The organism is Flavobacterium tagetis (genome assembly GCF_016735615.1).
GTDB classification, from domain to species: domain Bacteria; phylum Bacteroidota; class Bacteroidia; order Flavobacteriales; family Flavobacteriaceae; genus Flavobacterium; species Flavobacterium tagetis.
In genome coordinates this window covers 789,436-812,654 of the sequence record NZ_JAERSF010000001.1, presented here as the reverse complement: position 1 = coordinate 812,654, position 23,219 = coordinate 789,436, and the positions used below count along the sequence as shown (strand labels likewise).

Genomic DNA, 23,219 nt, shown 5'->3' with positions numbered 1-23,219 from the left:
ATGAGAGATGAAAATCTTGCTTATATCGTAGACAATTATCTGGAATTTGAAGAAGTCAAAAGACTTACAAGATTATCGGATGATGAATTAAATAAGCTTATTGAAAAAAAGTTAATTCCGTCACCTTCTTATGTAATTAATTCAGAAATAACGATTAGTTCACCTTTAAATGATCAGCATACATTGACGATATCCCTAAGATACTTTGCTCAAAATATTGTAGATCTGATTAAGAAGAATAGGACGGAATCTTATGAAGAATTGAAAAAGGAATTTAAAGAGAAGTTGCTTTTGAATTTAAACAATCATCAGAATAAAGCATTTGCGTATGGAAATGTTTTTGATGAAAATGGAGAAATAAATCCTGAAAAAGTAGAAAATGCTTTAGAAGAAGAATGGAATTATTACTGTAAAGGTGTTTACGGAATCTGTACTTTGAATAATGACGAAAATGCTATTATCGAAAAAGAAATCGCTATCAAACGAATTTTAGATTTTATCGCTAATAAGTCGTCATCGCAGACAATAGAAGAAGAAAATTACCTGAAAGAACTGAATGACGAACTGAATAAATCGACCAGTTTGTTTGCTCCTTACCAGCGAGAATTGAGCAGTAGAGGTAAATATTTGGACAAATTGTTAAAGGAGTTTTCTTTGGATGATTTGATAAAAAAGTATTAAAAAAAACAAAAAAGCGAGAACCATTTTATTCTCGCTTTTTCTATTTTTAGTATTCAGGAGCTAATTCCAGTTCTAAACCTTCTAAGTCTTCAGTAATTGGAATCTGACAACCTAAACGGCTATTAGATTTCACGTAAAATGCTTCTGAAAGCATAGCTTCTTCATCATCACCCATTTCTGGTAGTGCAACATCATTTAGAACATAACACTGGCAAGAAGCACACATGGCCATTCCGCCACAGGTTCCTTCAACAGGAAGTTCGTATGCTTTGCATAACTCCATTATATTCATTGCCATATCGGTTGGAGCTTGTAACTCGTGTATAACTCCCTCACGATCTTTAATTTTTATTAATACATCCATTTTAATTATGGGAATTTTATTGTAGAATTTGAAAACGTGTTCAAATTCTCTATTAATTTTAACTTTTTTCTTTTAAGCTAAAAGCATATTCTTTTCGATTGCCTTCTTTAAGGCGCATTTTAACACCAATAATATTGCCTCCTTTTTCTAATATTGTTACAAGGGAGATAACAGAATAATAATCTTTATCAGACTGGAAAACTAAAGTTCCTTCGTAAGTAGAATTTAAAATTCCTTGTTTGTCTGTTTGTGCACTAAGTTTTCTTGGATGCGAGAAATCGGCAGAACTATAAGTTGTTTTACTTGAGAACTTTGCTTTTCCTTCGCAAAGGTCATATAAAAAATCATAATTGCCAATTCGTAAAGCGCCTTCTTCAGTTTTTCCATTCGTAGAAAAAATAATTTGTCCCGAATATTGAAAATCTGACCATTCTTCAGATTCATTTACCCAAGCTTTTTCAGCAAAAAGTGTTTGGCCCTGTTGTGCATTTACAGCGCTTACGAAAAATAATAAAAAAAGAGCGTAAAAGTTTCTCATAGTTTAATGATTTAGGGTTATGTGACAAATTTAAGTTAAAAATGTAACAATTCCTTAACAGAAACTCTTAAATCTTTGCGTTGTTTTTTGTGAATGTGACAAAAAACATCTTTTTTTGGCTATTATTTTATCATTTTATTAATCAAACGATAAATCACTTATTATTCTTGTTAAACTCTGAAGGTTTAATTTTGAAAAAAATACTGATTTTTGTTACATCACATTTACCACAGTTTCAATTTGTGGCGCATATTTTTTTATAGTTGTTTCAACACCTGCTTTTAGTGTCATTTGATTCACGCTGCAGCTAATGCAAGCTCCTTCCAAACGAACTTTTACATGTTTGTCATCTTCAATAGAAATTAATGAAATATCTCCACCGTCAGATTTTAAGAATGGTCTTATCTCGTCTAAGGCCAATAAAACATTGCTTGTTAATTCTTCTGTTGTCATAATATGAATGTGTCAATTAGAAAATGTGTCAATTAGAAAATTCTTTAAAATGATCTAATTGTCACATGATCTCAATTATCTAATTATTTTTTTACTGCCGAGCAACCAGCCATTGTTGTAATCTTGATAGCTTCTGTTGCAGGTAGGCTTTCGTTTCTGTTTACTGTTTCTTGAACAACATTTCTAGTAATTTCTTCAAAAACAGTTTCTATTGGAGAACCAGTTTGCAATGCTGCTGGACGACCGTAATCTCCTGCTTCACGAATAGATTGTACAATTGGTACTTCTCCTAAAAATGGTACACCTAAATCCTTAGCAAGGTTTTTAGCGCCTTCTTGTCCAAAAATATAGTATTTGTTTTCTGGCAATTCTTCTGGTGTAAAGTAAGCCATATTCTCAATAATTCCTAAAACAGGAACATTGATGTTGTCCTGCATAAACATTGCCACACCTTTTTTAGCATCTGCAAGTGCTACTGCTTGCGGAGTACTTACTACAACAGCTCCAGTAATTGGAAGCGACTGCATGATAGAAAGGTGGATATCTCCAGTTCCAGGAGGCAAGTCAAGAAGCATGAAATCTAATTCTCCCCAATCTGCGTCAAAAATCATTTGATTTAATGCTTTTGCAGCCATTGGTCCTCTCCAGATTACAGCTTGGCTTGGCGCTGTAAAAAATCCGATTGAAAGCATTTTGATTTCGTAGCTTTCAATTGGTTTCATTTTTGATTTTCCGTCAACTGTTACAGAAACTGGTTTTTCATTCTCAACGTCAAACATAATTGGCATCGAAGGACCGTAGATATCAGCATCCAAGACACCAACTTTAAAGCCCATTTTGGCAAGTGTAACAGCCAAGTTTGCAGTTACAGTAGATTTTCCTACTCCTCCTTTACCAGAAGCAACTGCGATAATATTTTTGATTCCAGGAATTGCACGGCCTTTAATTTCCGGTTTTTCTGGAGCTTCTACTTTAATGTTTACTTTTACTTTCGCATCTGGCGATATTAAATCATGGATGGTTTTTTTAATATCATCTTCAGCTCTTTTTTTGATGTGCATAGCAGGTGTATGCAATACAAGGTCTACAACAGCTTCATCTCCAAATGTAATAACATTGGTTACAGCACCGCTTTCAACCATATTTTTTCCTTCTCCAGCAATAGTGATTGTCTCTAAGGCTTTTAGAATTTCTTTTCTATCTAGTTTCATTGTAATGGGCTATTTTTTTATTCTCCAACCAGTCTTATAAGATTATATTTATTTAAACTGATTTTAGGGTGCAAAGATAACAGATTAAGTTCGGAAATTAAGCGTTTTTGAATTGTAATTATTGATATTGAGATTATTCAAAATTATTCAACATAACTTTTTGTAGAAAACTGAATTTAAGAATCTGTTTATTAGGAATGATTTTTATAAAAGTTTTCTTCTAATTAAATTAAAATTCTCACAAAACTTCGTTATATTTGATAGCCCAAATCGATGATTGCCAGATATGAAAAAAATATGTGAAAACTAAGGTTTTTTTGAGTAATTTATTGGGTTTTCGGTATTTTTTTTAAAGTTATTTCTACCAATTTAAAACTTTAAAAATATGCGAAATTTTACTTCTTCTTTAATTATTGTTACAGTCAGTTTTTTTGCATTTTCATTCAATTCATTTTCCAACAATGCTACAAGCAAGACTGATGTAACAAATCGAAAAGCTGTCGCAGTCATTACCATTGACGCGGCTTCGATTAATGCCTTTTTTAAAAAATATCCTAAGCTTAAAAAATATCAGAAAGATGTTGAGGGGATTTATAAAGCCAAAGCGTACAAATCTATTTGGTATGATGATAAAAGTATAACCGAATTTGGATCTTTATTATATCAGAAAGTAAATGTTTTGAAAGATCAGGGAATTGAAGAAAAAATGCCCTATAAAGAACAAATTGATGAGGCTTTTAACGAAAGTTCTTCAAACAAACCATCGCAGCTTGATACCGAATTACTGCTAACCAGTATGTATGTATTCTATGCCAGTAATGTATATTCTGGAGTTGATCCTGCTACACTGAAAAAAATAGGATGGTATTTGCCTGCAAAATCTATTTCGTACACTCATATTCTAGATTCTTTAATGGTTGATTCTGATCGATTGGATAAAGATGATAATCTTTTATTTAGTCAATACTACAGATTGAAAGATGCGCTTAAAAAATACCGTAAAATAGAAACCGATAATCTATGGCAGAAAATTGCGATTGACAGTGCTACTTTTAAAGATTTAAGACCAGACGATACTGCAATTGCGATAAAGCAAATTAGAAACCGTCTGTTTGTAGTTGGAGATTTAAAACAAGATTCTGGAAGTGATATTTATGACGAAGAATTAATGGCAGGAGTTTTAAACTATAAAAAAAGATATAACCTAAAAATAAATTATGCTCTCACCAGAGATATTATCAATCAGATGAATGAGCCGATTAGCAAGAGAATTAGAACCATTATGCTGAATATGGAAAGATGCAGATGGATTCCGACCAAATTGGCTAAAGCGGATGAGTATGTTATGGTAAATATTCCTTCATTTAGACTGTTTTATGTGAAGAATGGAAAGTATGATCTAGTTTCGGACATTTTTGTTGGTAATAGGCTAAGCGAAACGGTAATCTTTAGCGGAAGTATGGATCGAATCGTTTTTAGTCCGTATTGGTATGTGCCGACAAGTATTATTCAAAACGAGTTGAAACTCCAGATTGCAAGTGATAAAAACTATTTAGAAGAACATAATATGGAATGGAACGGAGGTAAAGTAAGGCAAAAACCAGGACCTAAAAATTCTCTGGGATTAGTAAAATTCATGTTTCCGAATCCAAACGATATTTATATGCACGACACGCCTGCAAAAAGTTTATTCGAATTTGAAAAACGTACTTTTAGCCACGGCTGTATAAATGTGAAAGAAGCCAAACAGCTTGCATTACATATTTTAAAAGATGATCCAGACTGGCCAGCGGATAAAATAGAAAGTGCTATGAATGGCGGAAAAGAAACTACTTGTATGCTTAAACGTAAAATTCCTGTTTATATAGGTTATTTTACATGCTGGGTTCAGGATAATGGAGAAGTTAATTTTTTTCCAGATGTATACGATCGTGACCAAAGTCTGGATAAGCTGATCTACAATGATTCTGTAACCATGAAAGATTAAAAACAAAAGCCCGACGGATTTTACTGAAATCTGTCGGGCTTCTTTAAAAAAAATGGTCTACAAGCTTATTCGTATTTTAGATATTTTAAAACGTCTATTCTAGTAACCTGAAATGCTTTTGTTAAAACAATTATTAAAGTTAAAATCAAAAGAGAAATCAGGGCAATTACAAATGGAATGGTCGATATTCCAATTCTAAAAGCGAAATCTTCAAGCCATTTCTGTAATAATATATAAGCAGGAACAATTCCGATTGCAAATCCTATAAAACAGAAAACAATATATTGTTTCGATAATTCTTTTAGGAGTATATCTGTTTCAGCTCCTAAAGTTTTTCTAATGGCGATTTCTTTCAATCTTCTCTCCATCGAAAATGATGCCAAAGCAAACAATCCAAAGATAGCAATTATAATTACAACCAAATTTAGAATAAAAAACAGGTTTTTTTGTTTCACTTGCTCTGCATAAGTTCTCGCAAATCCTTTGTTAACAAATTCGTAGTCAAATGGATAGTCTGGGTTTACATTCTTCTCCCAATATAATTTCAATTTATCTAACGTTTCTGTTAAATTATTTGGCGAAACCTTGACAAGAACATTACTAAAGTTATTCCATTTTAAAGTTTTAAGATTTATAAAAACCATTGGAGGAACTTCATTTTGTAATCCGGTTAAATTGAAATCTTTTACAACTCCAACAATTTTAAACTTTAAATTGTCTCCATTGTTGATGCTCCATCCCGAAGTTATAACGGTATTAATTGGATCTTTCAGGTTTAACATTTTAACCAATGTTTCATTCATAAGCATGCCGCTTATAGTATCTGAAGCGTATTGAGGAGATAAATCGCGGCCTTTAACTATTTTTATTTTCATCATATCTAGGAAACCAAAATCCATTTCAATGTTTTTTGGCTGTACAAAAATCCCATTGTGCTTAAATCCTGAACTTGAACCTGAATTGCCTCCAAAAGCTCCAGCAAATGTAGTAACATCAACAACTCCCGGTATTTTTTTAATTTCTTGTTTTGAAACTAAATAATCATCAGTTCTTTTGAGTCTGTCCACGGTATTATAAGGAATAGAAATGACCTGATCACCACTAAAGCCTAAATCTTTCTCCATCATATATTTTACTTGAGAATTGACAATTAGCGCTCCAATGATAAAGAAAGCCGCAATTCCGAACTGAAAAATAAGCATCGAATTCCGAATCCAAATGCCTCCTTTGCTACGAGAGAAATTACCTTTTAAAACTTTTAGAGTTTCAAAATTTGAGATATAAATGGCAGGGAAAATACCCGCAAGAACGATAACTAATCCAAAAATGAAAATGAGCTGCAGGTAGAATTCACTGCCATTCATAGTCAGTGTTTTGTTTAAAAAATTGTTGTAATATGGCAATGAAAGTTCTACAATTGCTAAGGCAAACAAAATAGCTAATGTTACAATTATTGCAGTTTCGAAAATAAACTGAATAATAATCTGATTTTTTGAAGCGCCTACAATTTTGCGTACCCCAACTTCTTTTGCGCGTTTTATAGCCGATGCTGTTGCTAGGTTGATGTAGTTTACCAATGATAAAACTAAAATCAAAACAGACAAGCCCGCCATGATATAAAGCAATTTTAAATTTCCTACACCTTCAGGATAGTTTTGACCAGCAGAACTTTTGGTTCCGTAAAGGCGAGACGTTTTCAATTGATCTAAAATGACTTTTATTTCACCGTTTTCTTTAACATATTGTTCAACGGTCATGCCGCTTTCTTTGGCATCTTTTACGGTTCTATTTACAAAATAAACATTTTGCATTTTCTTTAAAACAGTAGAAACATCTGCATTTTTCTTAGTTTTAATTAGTAAACCATAATTAAAATTTCCCCATGCATCAAGGTCACCTTCTCTTTTCACATCACTAAAAACAAAAGAAGGTTCTATAGATGATGGTTTACTAATGCGGTATACCGATTTTATGGTATAGTTTTTATTTCCATAAGAAATAGATTTTCCAATAGGATCTTCATTTTTAAACATTAATAATGCCTGTTCTTCAGAAATTGCAACACTATTTTTTTCTTTTAGAATATTGCTTTTAGCGCCTTTAATAATTTCAAATGGAAAAAAATCAAAGAAATTTTCATCGCTAGAGAGGATGTCTTTTGTCATCAGTTTTTGATCCTGATATTTGATTATGTCTTCATCGTACCAAGTATGAAAGAAGCACACATTTTCTATTTCAGGAATAGAAGCTTTACAAGTCTCGCCAAACGGAATAGAATTGGAACCCCATGTGTCTCCATTGCTAAGTCTGTTAAGGACCATGTAGGTATTCTCTTTTTCAGGATTCCATTGATCATAAGAATGCTCATTGTTCCAATACAAAATGGCAAAGATTACGCCCGCAATTCCGATGCTTAGTCCTAAAACATTTAAAAACGAAAACAGTTTGCTTTGCTTTAAATGATATATAAATATTTTAAACCAGTTAAAAATCATTTTGAAGTATATTTTTTATAGTTGATATGGTTGTTTTTGGTAAACCTTTCGGGTTTTAAATCATAGTAAATATTTTGCACACTAATTCTACCAGAACTACAAATGCAGTAACAATAATTTTAATCATCACTTTATTATTTAGCGTCCATAAAAACATCAACATTTCGTTGATTTAATTTCTCAGAAAATATAACTCCGTCTTTCATATGAATGGTTCTTTGCGAAAAAGAAGCATCATAATCAGAGTGGGTAACCATCAAAATGGTAGCGCCTTTAGCATGCAAATCGGTTAAAAGTTCCATTACCTCATTACCGTTTTTACTGTCTAGGTTTCCTGTTGGCTCATCGGCCAAAATAATTTTAGGGTCATTTACCAAAGCTCTTGCAACCGCAACTCTCTGTTGCTGTCCTCCCGAAAGCTGTTGCGGAAAATGTTTCAGACGATGAGAGATATTTAATTTTTCAGCAATAGCCTCAATTTTCTGTTTTCTTTCAGAAGCTTTTACATTGTTGTAAAGCAATGGCAGTTCGATATTATCGTAAACAGAAAGCTCATCGATTAAGTTGAAGTTTTGAAAAATAAAACCAATGTTTTCTTTACGCACTTGCGCTCTTCCTTTTTCTTTCAGACCAATCATTTCCTGATCTAATAATTTATAGCTTCCGCCATCTGCGCTGTCCAAAAGCCCGATTATATTTAATAAAGTTGATTTTCCACAGCCCGAAGGTCCCATGATGGTTAAAAAATCTCCTTTTTTTATTTCTACGTTGATACCGCTCAAAGCAGCAGTTTCTATTTCTTCTGTTCTAAAAACTTTGGTTAAATTCTGAATTGTGATCATAATTTTTAAGGTTTTGAAATGTTATTAAATACGTTTTTTGATTGATGATTGAAATGATGATTGCGTTTTTGTTTGTTTCAGGTTTCAAGTTTCATGTTCTTTTCGTTGCGTTAACTTGAAACCTGAAGCTTGAAACAAAACAAACTATTCTTTATTTAGAGAAAGTTCTTCAATATCTTTATAATCGGTATAAGAAGAAGTAACTACAGATTCGCCTTCTTTTAAACCTTCTAGAACCTCATAATAAGAAGGATTTTCGCGTCCTAATTTGATATTTCTTCTTACGGCTTTGTTTCCGTTTACTACAAAAATCCATTTTCCTGCTGCTTCCTGATTAAAAGCGCCTCTCGGAATAACTAAAGTTTTGTTCTTTTCAGATAAAATCAATTTTACGCCAAAGCTAAGTCCGTCTTGAAGTACAATATTTTCTTTAGAAGCAAAAGCTAATTCTACAGTAAAACGTCCGCCTTTAACTTCGGGAATTACTTTAGTCACGATAACTTCAAGATTTTTGCCTTTAAATTCTACTTGTCCTTTTAATCCTTCTCTAAGTTTTTCCAAATAAAATTCGTCAACTTCGGCAGTCAATTTGTATCCTTTATTAGAATCAATTTTTCCAATGCTTGCGCCTGCTTGAAAAGTTTTTCCTAAAACAGGTTCAAAAGAAGTCAATCGTCCTGTTTCTGGTGCTGTGATTAAAAAGTTCTTTTTGTTATTTCTAAGAATATCCAAACTCTTTTCCATAGTCTGGATCGAACGGTTTATTTGAGAGATCTGAACTTGATTGCTTTGTTTCTCTTTTTGAATACTCTGCTGAATTGTTCTTTTGCGCTCTTCCTGAAAACGAAGGCTTTCCTTAAAAGTATTCCAGTCATTTTTAGAAATCACATCTTTCTCATACAGCTTTGCATTCATGTCGTACAATCTTTTTGCATCGTTGTAATCGTGTTCAATCAAAACTAAATCTTTGTTTAAGTTTAATTCTTGATTTCTAATGTTTAATTTTCCAGTATTTAAATTGTTGATTTGCTCAATAATAGCAGTCTCTTGAGTAAGATAATTTAATTCTGTATTCGGATTGTACAAACGAGCCAGCGATTGCCCTTTGGTAACCATCGCGCCATTTTCTACAAAAATCTCTTTTACAGAACCGCCTTCGGTAACGTTTACCAGCATTACATTCAAAGGTTCTACTTTTGCCTGAAAAACGACAAAATCTTCAAAAAAGGCTTTTTCTGCTTTTTGAATTACCAATTCGTCTGCTTTTACATTTAAAGTTCTTTTGGTGTTAAAAGCAAAAACTGAGATGGTAAGCAAAACTAAAAAAACAGCAATTGCTATTGCGAGATATCTAAATTTTTTATTTTTACGAGGAATTACCGTGTCCATTTTATAATTTATTTTACTGATAATCAATAGGTAAATACTGTGCCATAAAATTTATTATTTGTAAAGTGTTGAATTTAAAGAGGCTTTAGGAAACACTTCAAAAAAGCAGTGTCCGATAATGAACAGTTGACCGTTCGGAAGCGGACAGAAAAAAGACCAAATGAGAAAAAAACTAGCCCAAATATTAGTTGTCGACGATCAGGAAGAAATACTTTTTTCTGCAAAAATGATTCTTAAAAAGCATTTTGAAACCATTTTTACAACTAATAGTCCTAAAAAAATCATTTCAATCTTAAACGAAAATGACATAAATGTCGTGTTGCTGGACATGAATTACCGAATTGGTTTTGAAGATGGGCGCGAGGGAATTCATTGGCTGAAAGAAATTAAAACGCTTTCTCCGCAGACAGTCGTTATTTTAATGACCGCTTTTGGTAAAATTGAAACCGCTGTAGAAGGTATTAAAATTGGAGCTTTTGATTATGTTCTAAAGCCTTGGAACAACGAAAAATTGTTAGAAGTTATTGATAAAGCGCTTATTGAAAGCAGAAAAAATAGCAAAAAAACAGCATTAGAAAAAGCAGAGAAAGCTGAAAAGAAATATTTTGTGGGCACTTCAGCAAAAATAAAACAAGCATATTCTATGGCTGAAAAAGTAGCTAGAACAGATGCCAATGTTTTGATTTTGGGTGAAAACGGAACAGGAAAGTATGTTTTTGCGGAATTTATTCACCAGCATTCAGAAAGAAAAAATCAGCCTTTTATACATGTCGATTTAGGTTCTCTAAGTGATAATCTGTTTGAAAGCGAACTTTTTGGTTACGCCAAAGGAGCTTTTACTGATGCTAAAATCGATACTCCAGGACGTTTTGAAAATGCCTTAAACGGTACTATTTTTTTAGATGAAATCGGGAATATTCCGCTTCATCTTCAAGCTAAATTATTGCATGTTTTGCAAACGAAAACCGTAACGCGTTTAGGCGAAAGCAAGCCAAGACCATTAAATGTTCGTGTTATTGCCGCTACAAATAGCGATATTAAAACCGAAGTAAAAAATAAAACGTTCCGTGAAGATTTGCTGTACCGAATTAATACAATGGAAATAAATCTTCCGTCTTTGCGTGAAAGAAAAGACGATATTGTGCCAATGGCCAATTTTATTCTGGAACAGATTGCCGAAAAATACAATCAGGAAAACTGGCGTTTTGAAGAAAATGCTGCATCTTATCTGGAAAAATATCCGTGGAAAGGAAATGTCCGAGAAATGGAAAACAAGATTGAACGCGCTTTGATTTTGGCTGAAAACAATACGATTTCGGTAATAGATTTGGATATTTTAGATTTTGAAGAAATTCAGGAAAATGATGAGAATCCGCTATCTGAAATGGAAAAAGGCGCCATCGAAAAAGCACTTTTTAAATACAATGGAAACATCAGTAAAACCGCTGAAGAACTTGGTTTGTCTCGCGCTGCTTTATACAGAAGAATAGAAAAATACGATTTGAAAAATTAAAGAAAATGCGTAGCGTCCGGCTTTAGCTGGATGTCAATATTGAGATGAGGTTTTAGGCTTTAGCCAAACATAAGTATTTTGGCTAAAGCCTATTTCTATAAATAATATATCTCTCCAGCTAAAGCTGGAGGCAATTCAAAAAATAATGAAGAACTGGAAGTTTTATAATGCGTTGTTTGTGAGAGTTGTGTTTGTCATGGGGCTCTTTCTTTGCAGTGCGTTATTGTTTTATAATGGATTTCGATTCAATGGCATTTTGGCTGGGGTTTTCGTTTTGATTTTCCTTTTCGAAATGTATTTTTTTGTCAAAAGCCAATTGATGTTTTATGATAAAACGATAAACTCTATTCTGCATGATGACTTTTCTGCCCATTTTCCAGAAGAGCATAAAAAGGACAGCTTTAATAGTTTATACCTTTTATATGACACTTTAAAGGTTCAGAAACAAGAGCAGACTTCCAAAGAATTAATCTATCGTTCGATTTTGAACAGTATTGATACTGCGGCTTTGATCTTAGAAAAAGAAAATGAGGATTGGTCGATTTTTATAATGAATGACTGTTTTTCAAGACTGTTCAAAGTGCCAAAAGTAAATCATTGGCAATATCTTAAAAATTATCTTCCAAGTTTATGCAGTGAGATTGAAAAGGTTGGTTTTACTGAACTTAAAAAAGCTATTTCTATCAAAATTGAAGATCAAGACTTGCAGACTTTTATGCTTCAGACTTCGCATACGCAAACTTATAATAAAGAGTACTTTATTATTTTATTGGACAGTATTCAGCGTGTGATTGAGAAGAAAGAAAAAGAAGCGTGGATTAATTTAATGAAGATTATTTCGCATGAATTAATGAATTCGCTAACGCCGATTCGTGCGCTTTCGCAGAATCTGCTTCATATTGTAGATCAAGAAGAATTGGAAGAAGATGATTTTGAAGACATCAAAAGCAGTATTTCGACAATCATAAATAGAAGTGATCATTTGCAGTTTTTTGTTGAGAATTATCGTAAACTGGCAATGCTACCAACTCCAAACAAACAAATGACACCAATAAATGCCTTGTTTGAAGATTGTCTTCGAATTATGAATCCAATTTTGAAGGAAGAAAGAATCGAGTTGATAAATGAAATTCATAGTTCCCGTTCTATTATGATTGATAAAAATCAGATGGAGCAGGTAATTATCAATTTGATTACCAATAGTATTCATGCTTTAAAAGAAAAAGAAGAAAAGAAACTTATTGTCTCTAGTTATACAGAAAATAATCGCTTTTTTATTGTGATTTCAGACAATGGAAAAGGAGTAGATACCGAAATTAGAGATAAAGTTTTCTTGCCATTTTTCACTACCAGAAAAGATGGAGCAGGAATTGGTTTGACGCTTTCTAAAAATATTATCGAAGCACATGGAGGTTATCTAAGTTATCAAACTGATGAAGATAAAACGAGTTTTGTGATTTGCTTGATTTAGTGTTTTTGCCACAAAGGCGCTAAGACGCAAAGATTTTTTCGTAGAGACGCAATGCTCTGCGTCTGCTCAAAGAGAATAAATATCGAGCATGGTTTTTAATCTCGCAAAGACGCGAAGTCGCAAAGCTTATTTTAAATTTTCTTTGCGACTTCGCGTCTTTGCGAGAGATATAAACACAATGTTTAAATGAACTTATATCACTTATATGGTTAAAATGATTTTTACGATTCAACTTCAGGTTTCCAGAAATGCTTTTCAAAATCTACAATCTGATTGTTGACCACTTTGATTCCTTCATTTTCTAAAAGCTGCTGCATTAAATTGGTTCCATCAAAATGATGTTTTCCTGTTAGAAGTCCTTTTTGGTTTACCACTCTATGCGCAGGAACATCATCCATATTATGACAGGCATTCATTGCCCAACCTACCATTCTTGCAGAACGAGTTGTACCTAATGCTTTCGCGATAGCGCCATACGAAGTAACTTTTCCAAACGGAATTTGTCTGGCGATTACATAAACTCTTTCGAAAAAATTCTCTTCTGCCATTTTAAAATATTTTTACCATTAAGATATGAAGTTAATAAAGATAAAAACTTAATTTTTCTTAATCTCTTATTGGTTAGTTTTATTTATCCGAAGTAGTAATTCAGAATATTAAAAAGTGTTGCAAGAGCAACTAATCCTGTTATGGTTCCGATAATAGTGTTCATGTTTCGCATGAAGTAATCGGTTTTCTTTTCTATTCTTCCGAAGAAAGCAATATAACTATATAAAATTGCAAAAGCTCCAAGAACTGAGCCTAATACAAAGGTTAAAATAATTGTGTTTTCGAATACAAAAAGATGATACGAAGCAAGCGTTACGCTTATTACAACATAATAAGGAATAGGAAAAAAGTTTAAACCAGAAAGAAGCATTCCGAGAAAGAAACTGCTTTTTTTGCTGGTTTTCTTTAGTTTGGTTTTTTTCTTAGCTATCGGATCTTTTGCAAAAAAGAAAAAATAAACGGTTAAGATAGAAAAAATGATAAAACCAGCTTCACGTAATAATATGACAACATCTGGACGATTGTCTATGACGCGCGCAAATAAAACGGCAACATAAGCCTGAAAAAAAATAATTAAAACCGCACCAATTACAAATGACAGCGCATTCTTTTTCCCTTCTTTCATTTTTATTTTGGCAGCCGTCATATTGAGCAATCCAGGCGGAATAGTTCCAATGGCAGCGGCAATAAAACCTGAAATTAAAGGAGTAAGGTAGGTCATTTAGTTATTAAAATGGGTTAGATAAAGGTTTCAAAATTAAAGTTAGTCTTTAATTTTGAAACGAATATACGTAATTGCCTTATTAATTTCTAAATATTGTTTTTCGTAGAAAGTCTGGATAGAAGTTACAACTTCAGGACTTCCTTCGTTTTTATATACGTTATGATTTGCATACAAAACTTCGTGACCTTCACCGTGAAGCAATCCTAAAGTATATCCATGCATGAATTCGCTGTCGGTTTTAAGGTTTACAACACCGTCTTTTTTCAGGATTTTTTTATATAATTTCAAGAACTCAGAATTGGTCATTCTATGTTTAGTTCTTTTATATTTGATTTGCGGATCTGGGAAAGTAATCCAGATTTCGTCAACTTCGCCTTCAGCAAAAATATGATTGATCAATTCGATTTGAGTACGAACAAAAGCTACATTATGAAGTCCGTTTTCTACAGCAGTTTTAGCACCTCTCCAGAAACGCGCACCTTTAATGTCGATTCCGATAAAATTTTTGTCTGGGTATTTTTCAGCTAATCCAACAGAATATTCTCCCTTTCCGCATCCTAATTCTAAAACTAATGGATTATCATTTTTAAAGAAATCAGAATTCCATTTTCCTTTTAACGGCATTAAATCGCCTACAACTTCTTCTCTGGTTGGTTGAAAAACGTTTTGAAATGTTTCGTTTTCTCTGAATCTTTTTAGTTTATTTTTACTTCCCACTTTTACAAAAATTTTCGGCAAAATTAAGGAATATAAACGAATGAAAATAGCGTAATTAGGTTTAAAAAGTTTTCCGCCACGAATTCACGAATTTTATTTTAAAAATAATTCGTGAATTCGTGGCGAAAAAAAATCTTAACCGTAATGAGGCTCAGTAATTGGCTGTGCTTTTGGGTCAAGAGATTCATCGTGCTGAGATAAATCCAATCCGATGTGTTCTGATTCTTCTGAAACTCTTAGCGGAATAATGAAATTGGTTACTTTAAATAAGAAATAAGCTCCGAAGAAAGTAAAAATTGATACCAAAACCAATGCCATCATGTGATGTCCAAAAACATTCCATCCGCCGTGAAGTAAACTTGCATCTTCGCCGTGAGCGAAAATAGCAGTTAGAATCATTCCCATAATTCCGCCGACACCATGACAAGCAAAAACATCAAGCGTATCATCGAATTTTTTAGAATATTTACAGTTTACAGCCGTGTTAGAAACCAAAGCCGTAATGAAACCGAAGAACATACTTTCTGGAACCGAAACAAATCCTGCGGCAGGTGTAATAGCAACTAAACCTACAACAGCTCCAATACAAGCTCCTAGAGCAGAAACTTTTCTTCCGTTCATTCTGTCAAAGAAAATCCAAGTTAACATAGCTGCAGCCGATGAAGTTGTAGTGGTTGCAAAAGCCATAGCAGCAGTTCCGTTGGCAGCCAGAGCAGACCCAGCGTTGAATCCGAACCAACCGAACCAAAGCATTCCTGTTCCTAATAACACAAACGGGATATTGGTTGGAATATGCTGGCTGTTTTTTCTTTTTCCTAAAACAATAACTCCAGCCAAAGCTGCAAAACCAGAGCTCATGTGTACTACAGTTCCTCCAGCAAAATCTTTAACGCCAAAATAGCTTCCTAAAACACCTGTTGGATACCAAACGGCGTGGCATAAAGGAGCATAAATAAATATCGTGAATAAACTAATGAAAACTAAATAAGAAATAAAGCGAACGCGTTCTGCAAATGAACCGGTAATAATAGCAGGACAAATGATGGCAAATTTCATTTGAAACAAAGCAAAAAGCATAAACGGAATCGTATTGGCCAATTGTTTATGTGGCAGAACACCAACATAATCCATAAAAGCAAAAGTGGTCGGATTTCCGAAAAAGCTGTAAAAATGATCTCCAGAACCAAAACCAACTGGTTCTCCAAAAGCCAAACTAAATGCCACTACAACCCATAAAAGCGTAACGACACCTAAACAAATAAAACTTTGAAGCATAGTAGAAATAACGTTTTTCTTGCCTACCATTCCGCCATAAAAGAAAGACAATCCTGGGGTCATGATTAAAACCAGACAGCTCGAAGTAAGCATCCAGGCAACATCAGCAGGAACGATATTATCTGTAGTTCCGAATTCTGATAAAACATAATTATTTTCTGTAACTGTTGGCCAAAATGCACCTATCGTACACACGACACTGATCATAATAAAGGATATAATCCAGCGTTTTTCTATTTTCATTTTTAAAATACTTTGTTTAACCCTATTTTTTTTAGGGTCAAAGTTAGAAAAAAATAAATATTCTTGTTTTGAAGGCTGTTAAAATAGAGGTGTGGCTTTTATTTTGATCGATTTTGTAAAATACGGCATGTTTTTTTGACAGTATCTTATTCTAAAGTTACAAAAAAGCACTGTTTTTGCTGAATTAATTAAAATTAATCTGCTAACAGCGCTTCTTATGTGCTCAAAAAGTTACGTTTATAATAAGAAAACCGTAAAATGTTTTATTTTTTCTGAAGTTTTGCAATCAAAGCGTTTTCAATTGGTGCTTTTATTTTGGTTACGGCATCAACTTCGTCATTTGGAACAGTCATCGATAGAACATAATGCTGAATTTTCCATTCGTTCCCCACTTTTATTAAAACTCCAGAACCGCGACAGATTTTCATTTGTGTGTCTAATAATTCATCAAACCAAGCTATTTTTCCGCTTTTATCAAAAAAGATATGACGTTCTAAGGCTTTAAAATTCCATGTTGTTCCTTTATCAAAAAATGGTTTTGCCCAAACGGCAAATTCTTTTTTAGTCCAATTTTCTGTAGCATCAGTTCCAATATAAATGGCATCGTCTGCCAATGTACTGAAGTAAGCATCATATTTTACTTCGCCCGCAGCTTTATGCCACGTGTCGAGAGTCTGATTGATTTTGTTTTTGTCTGTTTGTGCATTGGCAAAAGAAGCAACAAACAAAAGGAGTAAAAGTGTTTTTTTCATGAGATATAGTATTTGAGTTTAAAGGTATAATTTTTTTTGAACCATATAAGTGATATAAGAAAACTAAAGAAAACGAATTATTGCCGCAAAGGCACTAAGAATCTTTAAAATAAAACTTTGCGCCTTGGTGCCTTTGTGGCAAGTGTAAGTAAAGCTTAAATTATCTTACATTACTTATATGGTGTAATATCTCAAAAACCACTATATTTGATTCATCAATAAAAATACCCCAGTCATGAAGGCAAAATTACTTATAAGTTCACTCGCTGTAACTTCTCTATTGTTCGTTTCCTGTAAAAAGGAATTAGAACCGCAAGAAAGTACAGCAACTTCAGAATTAGTAAGGTTAGGACTTGCAAAAGATACAACTAAACCAGCTACGCCAGTGGTGCAAAACCCTGCAGCAAACCCAAATACAGTTTTAAGCGATACTAAAGGAATCAATCCTGCTCACGGACAGCCAGGCCACCGTTGCGATATTGCGGTTGGAGCGCCTTTAAATTCTGCGCCGACACAGCAAGTGCAGGCAACTCAAGGACAAACGGTGCAAGTAAATCCGACTCAGCAGCAGAAAATGGTAACGACTACAACTGCTACGCCAGTAAAAGTGGCAAAAGGAATGAATCCGCCACACGGACAGCCTGGACACAGATGTGATATTGCGGTTGGAGCGCCATTAAATTCTGCTCCTGCTAAAAATACAACGACAGCAAATACAACTCAAAGCGGAACAGTTACTCAAAACTTTACGGTTACTCCGCCAGCATCAAACCCAGTTCCAGCTTTGTTAAGTACGGAAGGCACTGAAGCTACAGTAGCAGACGGAATGAATCCGCCACACGGAAAACCAGGCCACCGTTGCGATATTGCAGTAGGCGCACCGTTACCTAAATAAAGTAAACCATATAAGTGATATAAGAGAATTTAAGATTTTCACACAAAAAAAGCGAAGTACTAAAAGTGCTTCGCTTTTTTTGTGATATAAAGTTTTTCAGTAAACTTAAAATGAACTTATATCACTTATATGGTTTAAAAAAAATTAATGTTCTTTTATCTTCTCGAAAGTGCTCGTCAATGTTTTTTTAGCTTTTGCCAATGCACCGCTAAAAGCTTTTTCTAGAGTGTCTGCGTGTTCTGTAACCGTAATGGGCTGTAGTTTTACAGGACGAACTTCAATCACACATTTTTTGTCATGCAAGCTGAATTTTTCTCCATTTTCATCTCCAAAATGAATTTCTACGCGAGTAATTTTATCTTGAAAACGGTCTAAGCTTTTTTCTACCTCTCCAGAAAAATAACTTTCTAATCTTGCACTTCCTTCAATGTTTTTGTCGGTGTTGATTTGTACTTTCATAACAAATAAAATTTAATGATTCATTCTCAAACTTATCGATTTTAAAGATAAAAGACAAGTAGGTTAAGGAAATATTATGAAATTTTAAATTGATTTATTTTTCAATTTTGTAATTTCGATTTGGAGAAAATATACTTAGAGTATTTCATTTTTAAAACAAAGAAAAAACCTACAATTTGTTTTTGTTTTTCATATATTTGGAGTTCCTAAAATTCAAGATTATGAACACAAAAAAATTCTTGCCCATGTGGTATGCTGACGTTATTGGAAACAACCGTAGCGCGTTCTTGAATGCGCAGGACAGCTAAGCCACATGGGTTTTTTATTCCTAAAATTCAAGATTATGAGTACCAACACCCTTTCCAAAGAAACCGAATTGAGGTTAACAGAATTCTTCAACAATTCAATTGATTCTAAAAGCATGGCAAAAACCATTAGGCAAGTCAATTTCCTTATTGCGTTAAATGCAATACGAGAAGATGGATTTATGAAAACCGAAACCGTAAATATTGAAGATGGTTTCTTTTGGTTAAATGAATTAGCCGAAATTCTTGATCCTTATTTGGGGATTGAGTAAGAAATGAGAAAAGCCACTTGGGAAAGTGGCTTTTTTATGAATCTTATTTGTTGAAAATTGTATCTAAATGATGTTCTAAAAATTCTTTCTTTGGTAAATATTTTTTTGCTTTAAGTATTTCTTGATTTTCTATTGATGCAAAATATTTTTGAAAGTATTCTGTTTTCTTTTTCTTTTTTAAAGTTTCTGAAAATATGATTTTGAGATCTGTATTAATTCCAATTAATCCCTTATCAAAAGCTTTGTCATAAAGTGCTGAAAAACAAATTCCATTTTCAGGGCTTAAACGATGTTCTTCACTTGTTGACCAAGGAATTATATGGCTGGCATGCAATAATTCAGGAATATCAATACCTGTAATTGCACATTTATACGAGTAATTAGTTAAAACTATTTTTCTAAAAACACATTGATTTATTCTTGTTTTTACTTCGCGAAGAACAGTTTCTCCCTTTAAATCTTTTAAATCTTCAAGAATATCTTTGTATTTGCTTTGAAGAGGAGTATTTTCTTTTTGAGCTAAGATTTCTTCGCTTTGAAATAATAATTCTTCTTTATTTTCGAAAAATTCATCCCAAATCGGTTGAACTTGTCTCTTTCCGTGATCTAAACCTTTTACACCTCTTTGTTGATGAAAAGGGTCTATACTTGCAAAATTCCCTAGTCTTCTTGATATTGCGCCAGGAGTTCTTCCTATAATTTCGGCCAATCTTTTTACATCAGGATTTCTAGAATGGCTCTTTCCAAACTCAATTGTAAGATACAGGTTAAAGGCAACGATTAATTCTTCTCGTGTCCAGAGGTTTTTTGGTGGCATTTTTGGATAAATTTGTCTTTAGTAAATATAGCTAATAAATACTAAAGTCTAATTTGTCATAAAACCTTAGAGCAAAAAAATATAAAACTATTTTTTTTGGTGGATAAATTAAGAGAAATTCATAAGTAAAAGTTTAATAGAATGTAAGAGTCAATTTTATATACCTTATTATATGATTATACTTTATTAATTATTTTTCGGGATACATGATGGTAAAATAATTTTCAAAAGCTTTGCATAGTAATTCCTTGTCAATTTCTAATAATTCGTTCCTAACATCCCAATCTCTTATATATTCCTCATCTTCTTGGGAAATCTCTTCGCCATCAAGTTTTTTTGTTAAAATTTCACTAAGCAAAACACTGTTGCATTGATGATATTTAGGATAAAATTTTTGTATAAAACTCCAATAGTCAAATCGATCTTCCTCTTTTTTCTCTATTCCGATTTGGTCATTCTCCTCAAATTCTTTTACAACTTCAAATTCCATCCAGCCAATAGTTTCAGACATTCCTTTATAGAAAGAATTTCTTTGTACTTGAGTTTCAAATGTGTATTTTTTAAAATTGACTGTTTTTTCAAAGTCATTAAATGCTTCGTTGTTATTGTATTTTCTAATTTGATCTTTTCCAAAAATTATTTCTACTGAATATCTCATTTCTCAATTATTTATTGTATTAAATATCTTACGTAAAAATATGAGATTTAAAGTGTTTTTTTGTTGTAGCAAAATGTTTTTAACTTTTTTAAAAACGAAAATCACCCCTTATCCTTCTTCCCCCACTTAACCTTCATTTTCCCTTCATTATCATAAGCAATCAAATGCAGGACAATACCGCGTTCGCGAACGGCTTTTCGTTCTTCTTTGGTGGCGAGTTTGGCATCGTTTTTAGAATTTCTTAGCGGAATGGTTAGGGCGAGATTGGTGCCTCGACCAAAAGAGTAAATTCCGACAACGTCAAAGTTTAAGACGCTAGAACTTATAGTAAGTTTATTGACATCGACTTGTTCTCCGCGCAGATTAAGCGAACCCGATAAATCGCTAAAAGTAATATTCTCTACATCGCGAAACGGAAAAGCAAATTTTCCAACTTTCATAATCGGTTCAAAATTGAGTAATGCACCTTGATTGACATTAAAATCCAGTTTTCCTTTCATCGAATTGACAATCAGATCTCCCGTGCTGCTCATTAAACCCGCAACATTGGCATTGCTGCTTAATCGTCCGCGAATATTTTTTGGACTGAAAGATTTGATTCCGAAATTATTAAAAGACCTTAAAAAGCTCGCAATATCAACTCGGTTTACCTGCGCATTTGAAGTAAAAACATATTGGTTGCCACTTGGCTGTACAGAACCGCTAAACGTTATGCTTCCGCCAGAAGTTTGCAGTGTTCCGTTTTTAAGCAAAATCTTCGAATCTAGCATCTGGATTGTGGCTAGAGTATTGGTTGCCGTAAGTGATCCATAAGTGATTTTATCGGCTTTGAGATTAATTACAGCGGCACATTTTTCTATTACAGATCGTAACTGATTTGTAAAATTGACATTCTTTTTGACTGGTTTTTTCTCTGCCACTTTTTGTTTCGGAGAATTTTCTAAAACGCCTATAAACTGTTTCACATCAATATTTGGACAGTAAATATTCCAGTTTACGACCATTTTTTCGGGTGCATCGTAATAGAGATTCAAGAAATTATCAATTTTTCCATCAATGCGGATAATGTTCTTTTTGTGTTTGTAGGCAATTTTTTTAATGTAAAGCGCTTCTTGCGTAAAAGACAATTGTACAGCCGTTTTTTCGGCGTGAATTTTTTTCGGAATATAATCGAATGTGGCATCAGCAATATCTACATCGCCCGTAAATTTGGGTTTATTGATGTACAGATCGACGATATCAAACTGAAATTTCAAATTGGCTTTGGCATGACCGCTTTCAAAATGAAGAATTTTTTCATTCGTCATTCCGTTGAGTTTCGAAATGTCAAAATCGGCATTTACCACCCCAGTAGCAATTGGTTTTTCAAGATTATTAATTACGGCTTGCGCAATTTTTAACGGAATGCTTTCGTATTCGGCTTTAAAATGGGTGAGAATAATGGCGGAGTTTGGATCGCTGGATTCCTTTTCGGGTTTAAAAGTGTTAGTAAAAATTCCTTTAAAACTGCAATTCGTAAACAAACCATCAGGAATTGTTAATTCGTTATCACGGATATCTGCCTGAACCACAATTTTCGGATCGCCTTCTACATTCAGATCGCCTTTTATATCGCAGTTTACCTTAATCGGTTTTTTGATGTCAAATTGGTTAAGTTTCGAACTAATATTTGCCGATAATAAATTGGAAGCATTTCGCCATAAAATATCCGTCCCGATATTGATTCCAAACAGCGAATTGTTTTTCCCGATATTAAAGAAAGCAATAATATCAAAAACGTCAGAACCAATTTTAAGTCCTTTGGTTTTAATGTCTATTTTCTGATTGGTTTCAGCATACGAAATATCAAAATTGCCTTCAAGAACTTTCTCCTTAGCAAAGCTTCCGTGAACGGTATTAAAGGCGAGACTATTAATTTTGGTTTTCAAATATAGATTGGTCTGCCAGTTGTTGTCGCCATAATTTACTTTAGATTCTAAACTCGCCACATCAAAATCAAACAATTTATGTCCCAAATGATTATCAATAATAACATGAACTTTGTTGAGGTTTACTTCGTCAATAGTAGTTTCGGGTTTCTCTTTATCGGTTTTTGGTTTCTTCTTTTTGGCTTTAAAAATATTGGCATTAGAATAACCGTTTTCGGCTTTATAAATATAAATATCGGCGTCGTTGATTAAGATTTTATGAATGTTGATTTCGTGTTGCAACAAACTCAAAATATTCAAACGCGCTTCAATTTCTTTTGCTCTCAGCAAAGTGTGTTTATGACTCTGCCATTGATTGTCTTTTATTTCGACATCATTAAGCGCCAATGTAAAGTTTGGGAAACCAGTAAGAAACTTATAATGAAAATCTCTAATATGAAATTTACCATTTATGTTTTCGTTGATCTTGGTATTGACTTTAGCAATAATTTCGGCTTTATTTCGATTGAAGTATATAGACAAACCTCCGCAGGCAAGCAAAAGAATGGCAATTAAACCCAAGATAAAATATCCAAAACGTTTGGCGTATTTTTTAAAAGAATCAGATTGCAGAAAGGATTTTGTTTTGGATAAAGCTTCTTTCATAGTAGCCGAATTTTGAATGTATTAAAGATACTACAA

Annotated in this window: 22 protein-coding genes; 6 read left to right on the top strand and 16 right to left on the bottom strand. The window is 33.2% G+C overall.

Going from position 1 to position 23,219, the window contains the following annotated elements:
* Window positions 1–681, top strand: coding sequence for a DUF6058 family natural product biosynthesis protein (locus JI750_RS03565; RefSeq protein WP_201998994.1), 681 nt, complete (start codon window positions 1–3; stop codon window positions 679–681).
* 46 nt (window positions 682–727) lie between these two features.
* Here JI750_RS03565 and JI750_RS03560 read toward each other — a convergent pair whose 3' ends face one another.
* From JI750_RS03560 to JI750_RS03545, 4 genes are all read right to left on the bottom strand, one after another.
* Window positions 728–1,045, bottom strand: coding sequence for a 2Fe-2S iron-sulfur cluster-binding family protein (locus tag JI750_RS03560; RefSeq protein ID WP_091490641.1), 318 nt, complete (start codon window positions 1,043–1,045; stop codon window positions 728–730).
* Window positions 1,046–1,103: 58 nt separating this feature from the next.
* Entirely contained in the window at window positions 1,104–1,583 is a 480-nt protein-coding gene (locus JI750_RS03555) for a hypothetical protein (RefSeq protein ID WP_201998993.1), read from the bottom strand.
* A 213-nt stretch (window positions 1,584–1,796) separates the two neighbouring features.
* Window positions 1,797–2,036 carry a NifU family protein gene (locus JI750_RS03550; protein WP_095929732.1) on the bottom strand — a complete coding sequence of 80 codons (240 nt, stop codon included), beginning with the start codon at window positions 2,034–2,036 and terminating at the stop codon, window positions 1,797–1,799.
* An 83-nt stretch (window positions 2,037–2,119) separates the two neighbouring features.
* Window positions 2,120–3,247, bottom strand: a complete 1,128-nt coding sequence (locus tag JI750_RS03545) for an Mrp/NBP35 family ATP-binding protein (RefSeq protein WP_201998992.1) — start codon at window positions 3,245–3,247, stop codon at window positions 2,120–2,122.
* 385 nt (window positions 3,248–3,632) lie between these two features.
* Between JI750_RS03545 and JI750_RS03540 the strand changes: the two genes are divergently transcribed.
* Window positions 3,633–5,234: a L,D-transpeptidase family protein gene (locus JI750_RS03540; RefSeq protein ID WP_201998991.1), complete on the top strand. Its 1,602-nt coding sequence runs from the start codon at window positions 3,633–3,635 to the stop codon at window positions 5,232–5,234.
* 65 nt (window positions 5,235–5,299) lie between these two features.
* On the opposite strand, the gene JI750_RS03535 is transcribed toward JI750_RS03540, so the two are convergent.
* The 3 genes from JI750_RS03535 to JI750_RS03525 all read right to left on the bottom strand — a co-directional run bounded on the left by JI750_RS03535 (window position 5,300) and on the right by JI750_RS03525 (window position 9,960).
* Window positions 5,300–7,729, bottom strand: coding sequence for an ABC transporter permease (locus JI750_RS03535; protein ID WP_201998990.1), 2,430 nt, complete (start codon window positions 7,727–7,729; stop codon window positions 5,300–5,302).
* A gap of 134 nt (window positions 7,730–7,863) precedes the next feature.
* The gene (locus tag JI750_RS03530; protein WP_111376033.1) at window positions 7,864–8,571 is read right to left on the bottom strand and encodes an ABC transporter ATP-binding protein; all 708 of its coding nucleotides are present in this window, start codon (window positions 8,569–8,571) and stop codon (window positions 7,864–7,866) included.
* A gap of 144 nt (window positions 8,572–8,715) precedes the next feature.
* Window positions 8,716–9,960 carry an efflux RND transporter periplasmic adaptor subunit gene (locus JI750_RS03525; protein WP_111376032.1) on the bottom strand — a complete coding sequence of 415 codons (1,245 nt, stop codon included), beginning with the start codon at window positions 9,958–9,960 and terminating at the stop codon, window positions 8,716–8,718.
* A gap of 160 nt (window positions 9,961–10,120) precedes the next feature.
* On the opposite strand from JI750_RS03525, the gene JI750_RS03520 reads away from it, so the two are divergent.
* Together JI750_RS03520 and JI750_RS03515 are read left to right on the top strand one after the other, a co-directional pair.
* On the top strand, window positions 10,121–11,473 hold the full coding sequence (locus tag JI750_RS03520) for a sigma-54-dependent transcriptional regulator (protein ID WP_201998989.1): 1,353 nt from the start codon (window positions 10,121–10,123) through the stop codon (window positions 11,471–11,473).
* Between the two features lie 145 nt (window positions 11,474–11,618).
* On the top strand, window positions 11,619–12,944 hold the full coding sequence (locus JI750_RS03515) for a sensor histidine kinase (RefSeq protein WP_201998988.1): 1,326 nt from the start codon (window positions 11,619–11,621) through the stop codon (window positions 12,942–12,944).
* A gap of 221 nt (window positions 12,945–13,165) precedes the next feature.
* Here the strand turns inward: JI750_RS03515 and JI750_RS03510 are convergent, their stop codons facing one another.
* The 5 genes from JI750_RS03510 to JI750_RS03490 form a co-directional block, all read right to left on the bottom strand.
* Complete coding sequence (locus JI750_RS03510) at window positions 13,166–13,492, bottom strand: MGMT family protein (protein WP_201998987.1); 327 nt, start codon at window positions 13,490–13,492, stop codon at window positions 13,166–13,168.
* An 83-nt stretch (window positions 13,493–13,575) separates the two neighbouring features.
* On the bottom strand, window positions 13,576–14,214 hold the full coding sequence (locus tag JI750_RS03505) for a lysine transporter LysE (protein WP_201998986.1): 639 nt from the start codon (window positions 14,212–14,214) through the stop codon (window positions 13,576–13,578).
* Window positions 14,215–14,256: 42 nt separating this feature from the next.
* Entirely contained in the window at window positions 14,257–14,934 is a 678-nt protein-coding gene (gene trmB, locus JI750_RS03500) for a tRNA (guanosine(46)-N7)-methyltransferase TrmB (protein WP_091490651.1), read from the bottom strand.
* 135 nt (window positions 14,935–15,069) lie between these two features.
* A complete protein-coding gene (locus JI750_RS03495; RefSeq protein ID WP_201998985.1) occupies window positions 15,070–16,452 on the bottom strand; it encodes an ammonium transporter in 1,383 nt (460 codons plus the stop codon).
* A 263-nt stretch (window positions 16,453–16,715) separates the two neighbouring features.
* Window positions 16,716–17,204 (bottom strand): nuclear transport factor 2 family protein, encoded by a 489-nt coding sequence (locus JI750_RS03490; protein ID WP_201998984.1) that lies wholly within the window; start codon window positions 17,202–17,204, stop codon window positions 16,716–16,718.
* 235 nt (window positions 17,205–17,439) lie between these two features.
* On the opposite strand from JI750_RS03490, the gene JI750_RS03485 reads away from it, so the two are divergent.
* Complete coding sequence (locus tag JI750_RS03485; protein ID WP_201998983.1) at window positions 17,440–18,099, top strand: hypothetical protein; 660 nt, start codon at window positions 17,440–17,442, stop codon at window positions 18,097–18,099.
* A 144-nt stretch (window positions 18,100–18,243) separates the two neighbouring features.
* On the opposite strand, the gene JI750_RS03480 is transcribed toward JI750_RS03485, so the two are convergent.
* Entirely contained in the window at window positions 18,244–18,558 is a 315-nt protein-coding gene (locus JI750_RS03480; RefSeq protein WP_111425972.1) for an HPF/RaiA family ribosome-associated protein, read from the bottom strand.
* Between the two features lie 343 nt (window positions 18,559–18,901).
* On the opposite strand from JI750_RS03480, the gene JI750_RS03475 reads away from it, so the two are divergent.
* Window positions 18,902–19,135 (top strand): hypothetical protein, encoded by a 234-nt coding sequence (locus tag JI750_RS03475; protein ID WP_066032999.1) that lies wholly within the window; start codon window positions 18,902–18,904, stop codon window positions 19,133–19,135.
* Window positions 19,136–19,178: 43 nt separating this feature from the next.
* Here JI750_RS03475 and JI750_RS03470 read toward each other — a convergent pair whose 3' ends face one another.
* The 3 genes from JI750_RS03470 to JI750_RS03460 all read right to left on the bottom strand — a co-directional run bounded on the left by JI750_RS03470 (window position 19,179) and on the right by JI750_RS03460 (window position 23,183).
* Window positions 19,179–19,952: an HNH endonuclease gene (locus tag JI750_RS03470; RefSeq protein ID WP_201998982.1), complete on the bottom strand. Its 774-nt coding sequence runs from the start codon at window positions 19,950–19,952 to the stop codon at window positions 19,179–19,181.
* A gap of 190 nt (window positions 19,953–20,142) precedes the next feature.
* Window positions 20,143–20,610, bottom strand: a complete 468-nt coding sequence (locus JI750_RS03465) for a hypothetical protein (RefSeq protein ID WP_201998981.1) — start codon at window positions 20,608–20,610, stop codon at window positions 20,143–20,145.
* Window positions 20,611–20,711: 101 nt separating this feature from the next.
* Window positions 20,712–23,183 carry an AsmA family protein gene (locus JI750_RS03460; protein WP_201998980.1) on the bottom strand — a complete coding sequence of 824 codons (2,472 nt, stop codon included), beginning with the start codon at window positions 23,181–23,183 and terminating at the stop codon, window positions 20,712–20,714.
* Between the last annotated feature and the right edge of the window lie 36 nt (window positions 23,184–23,219).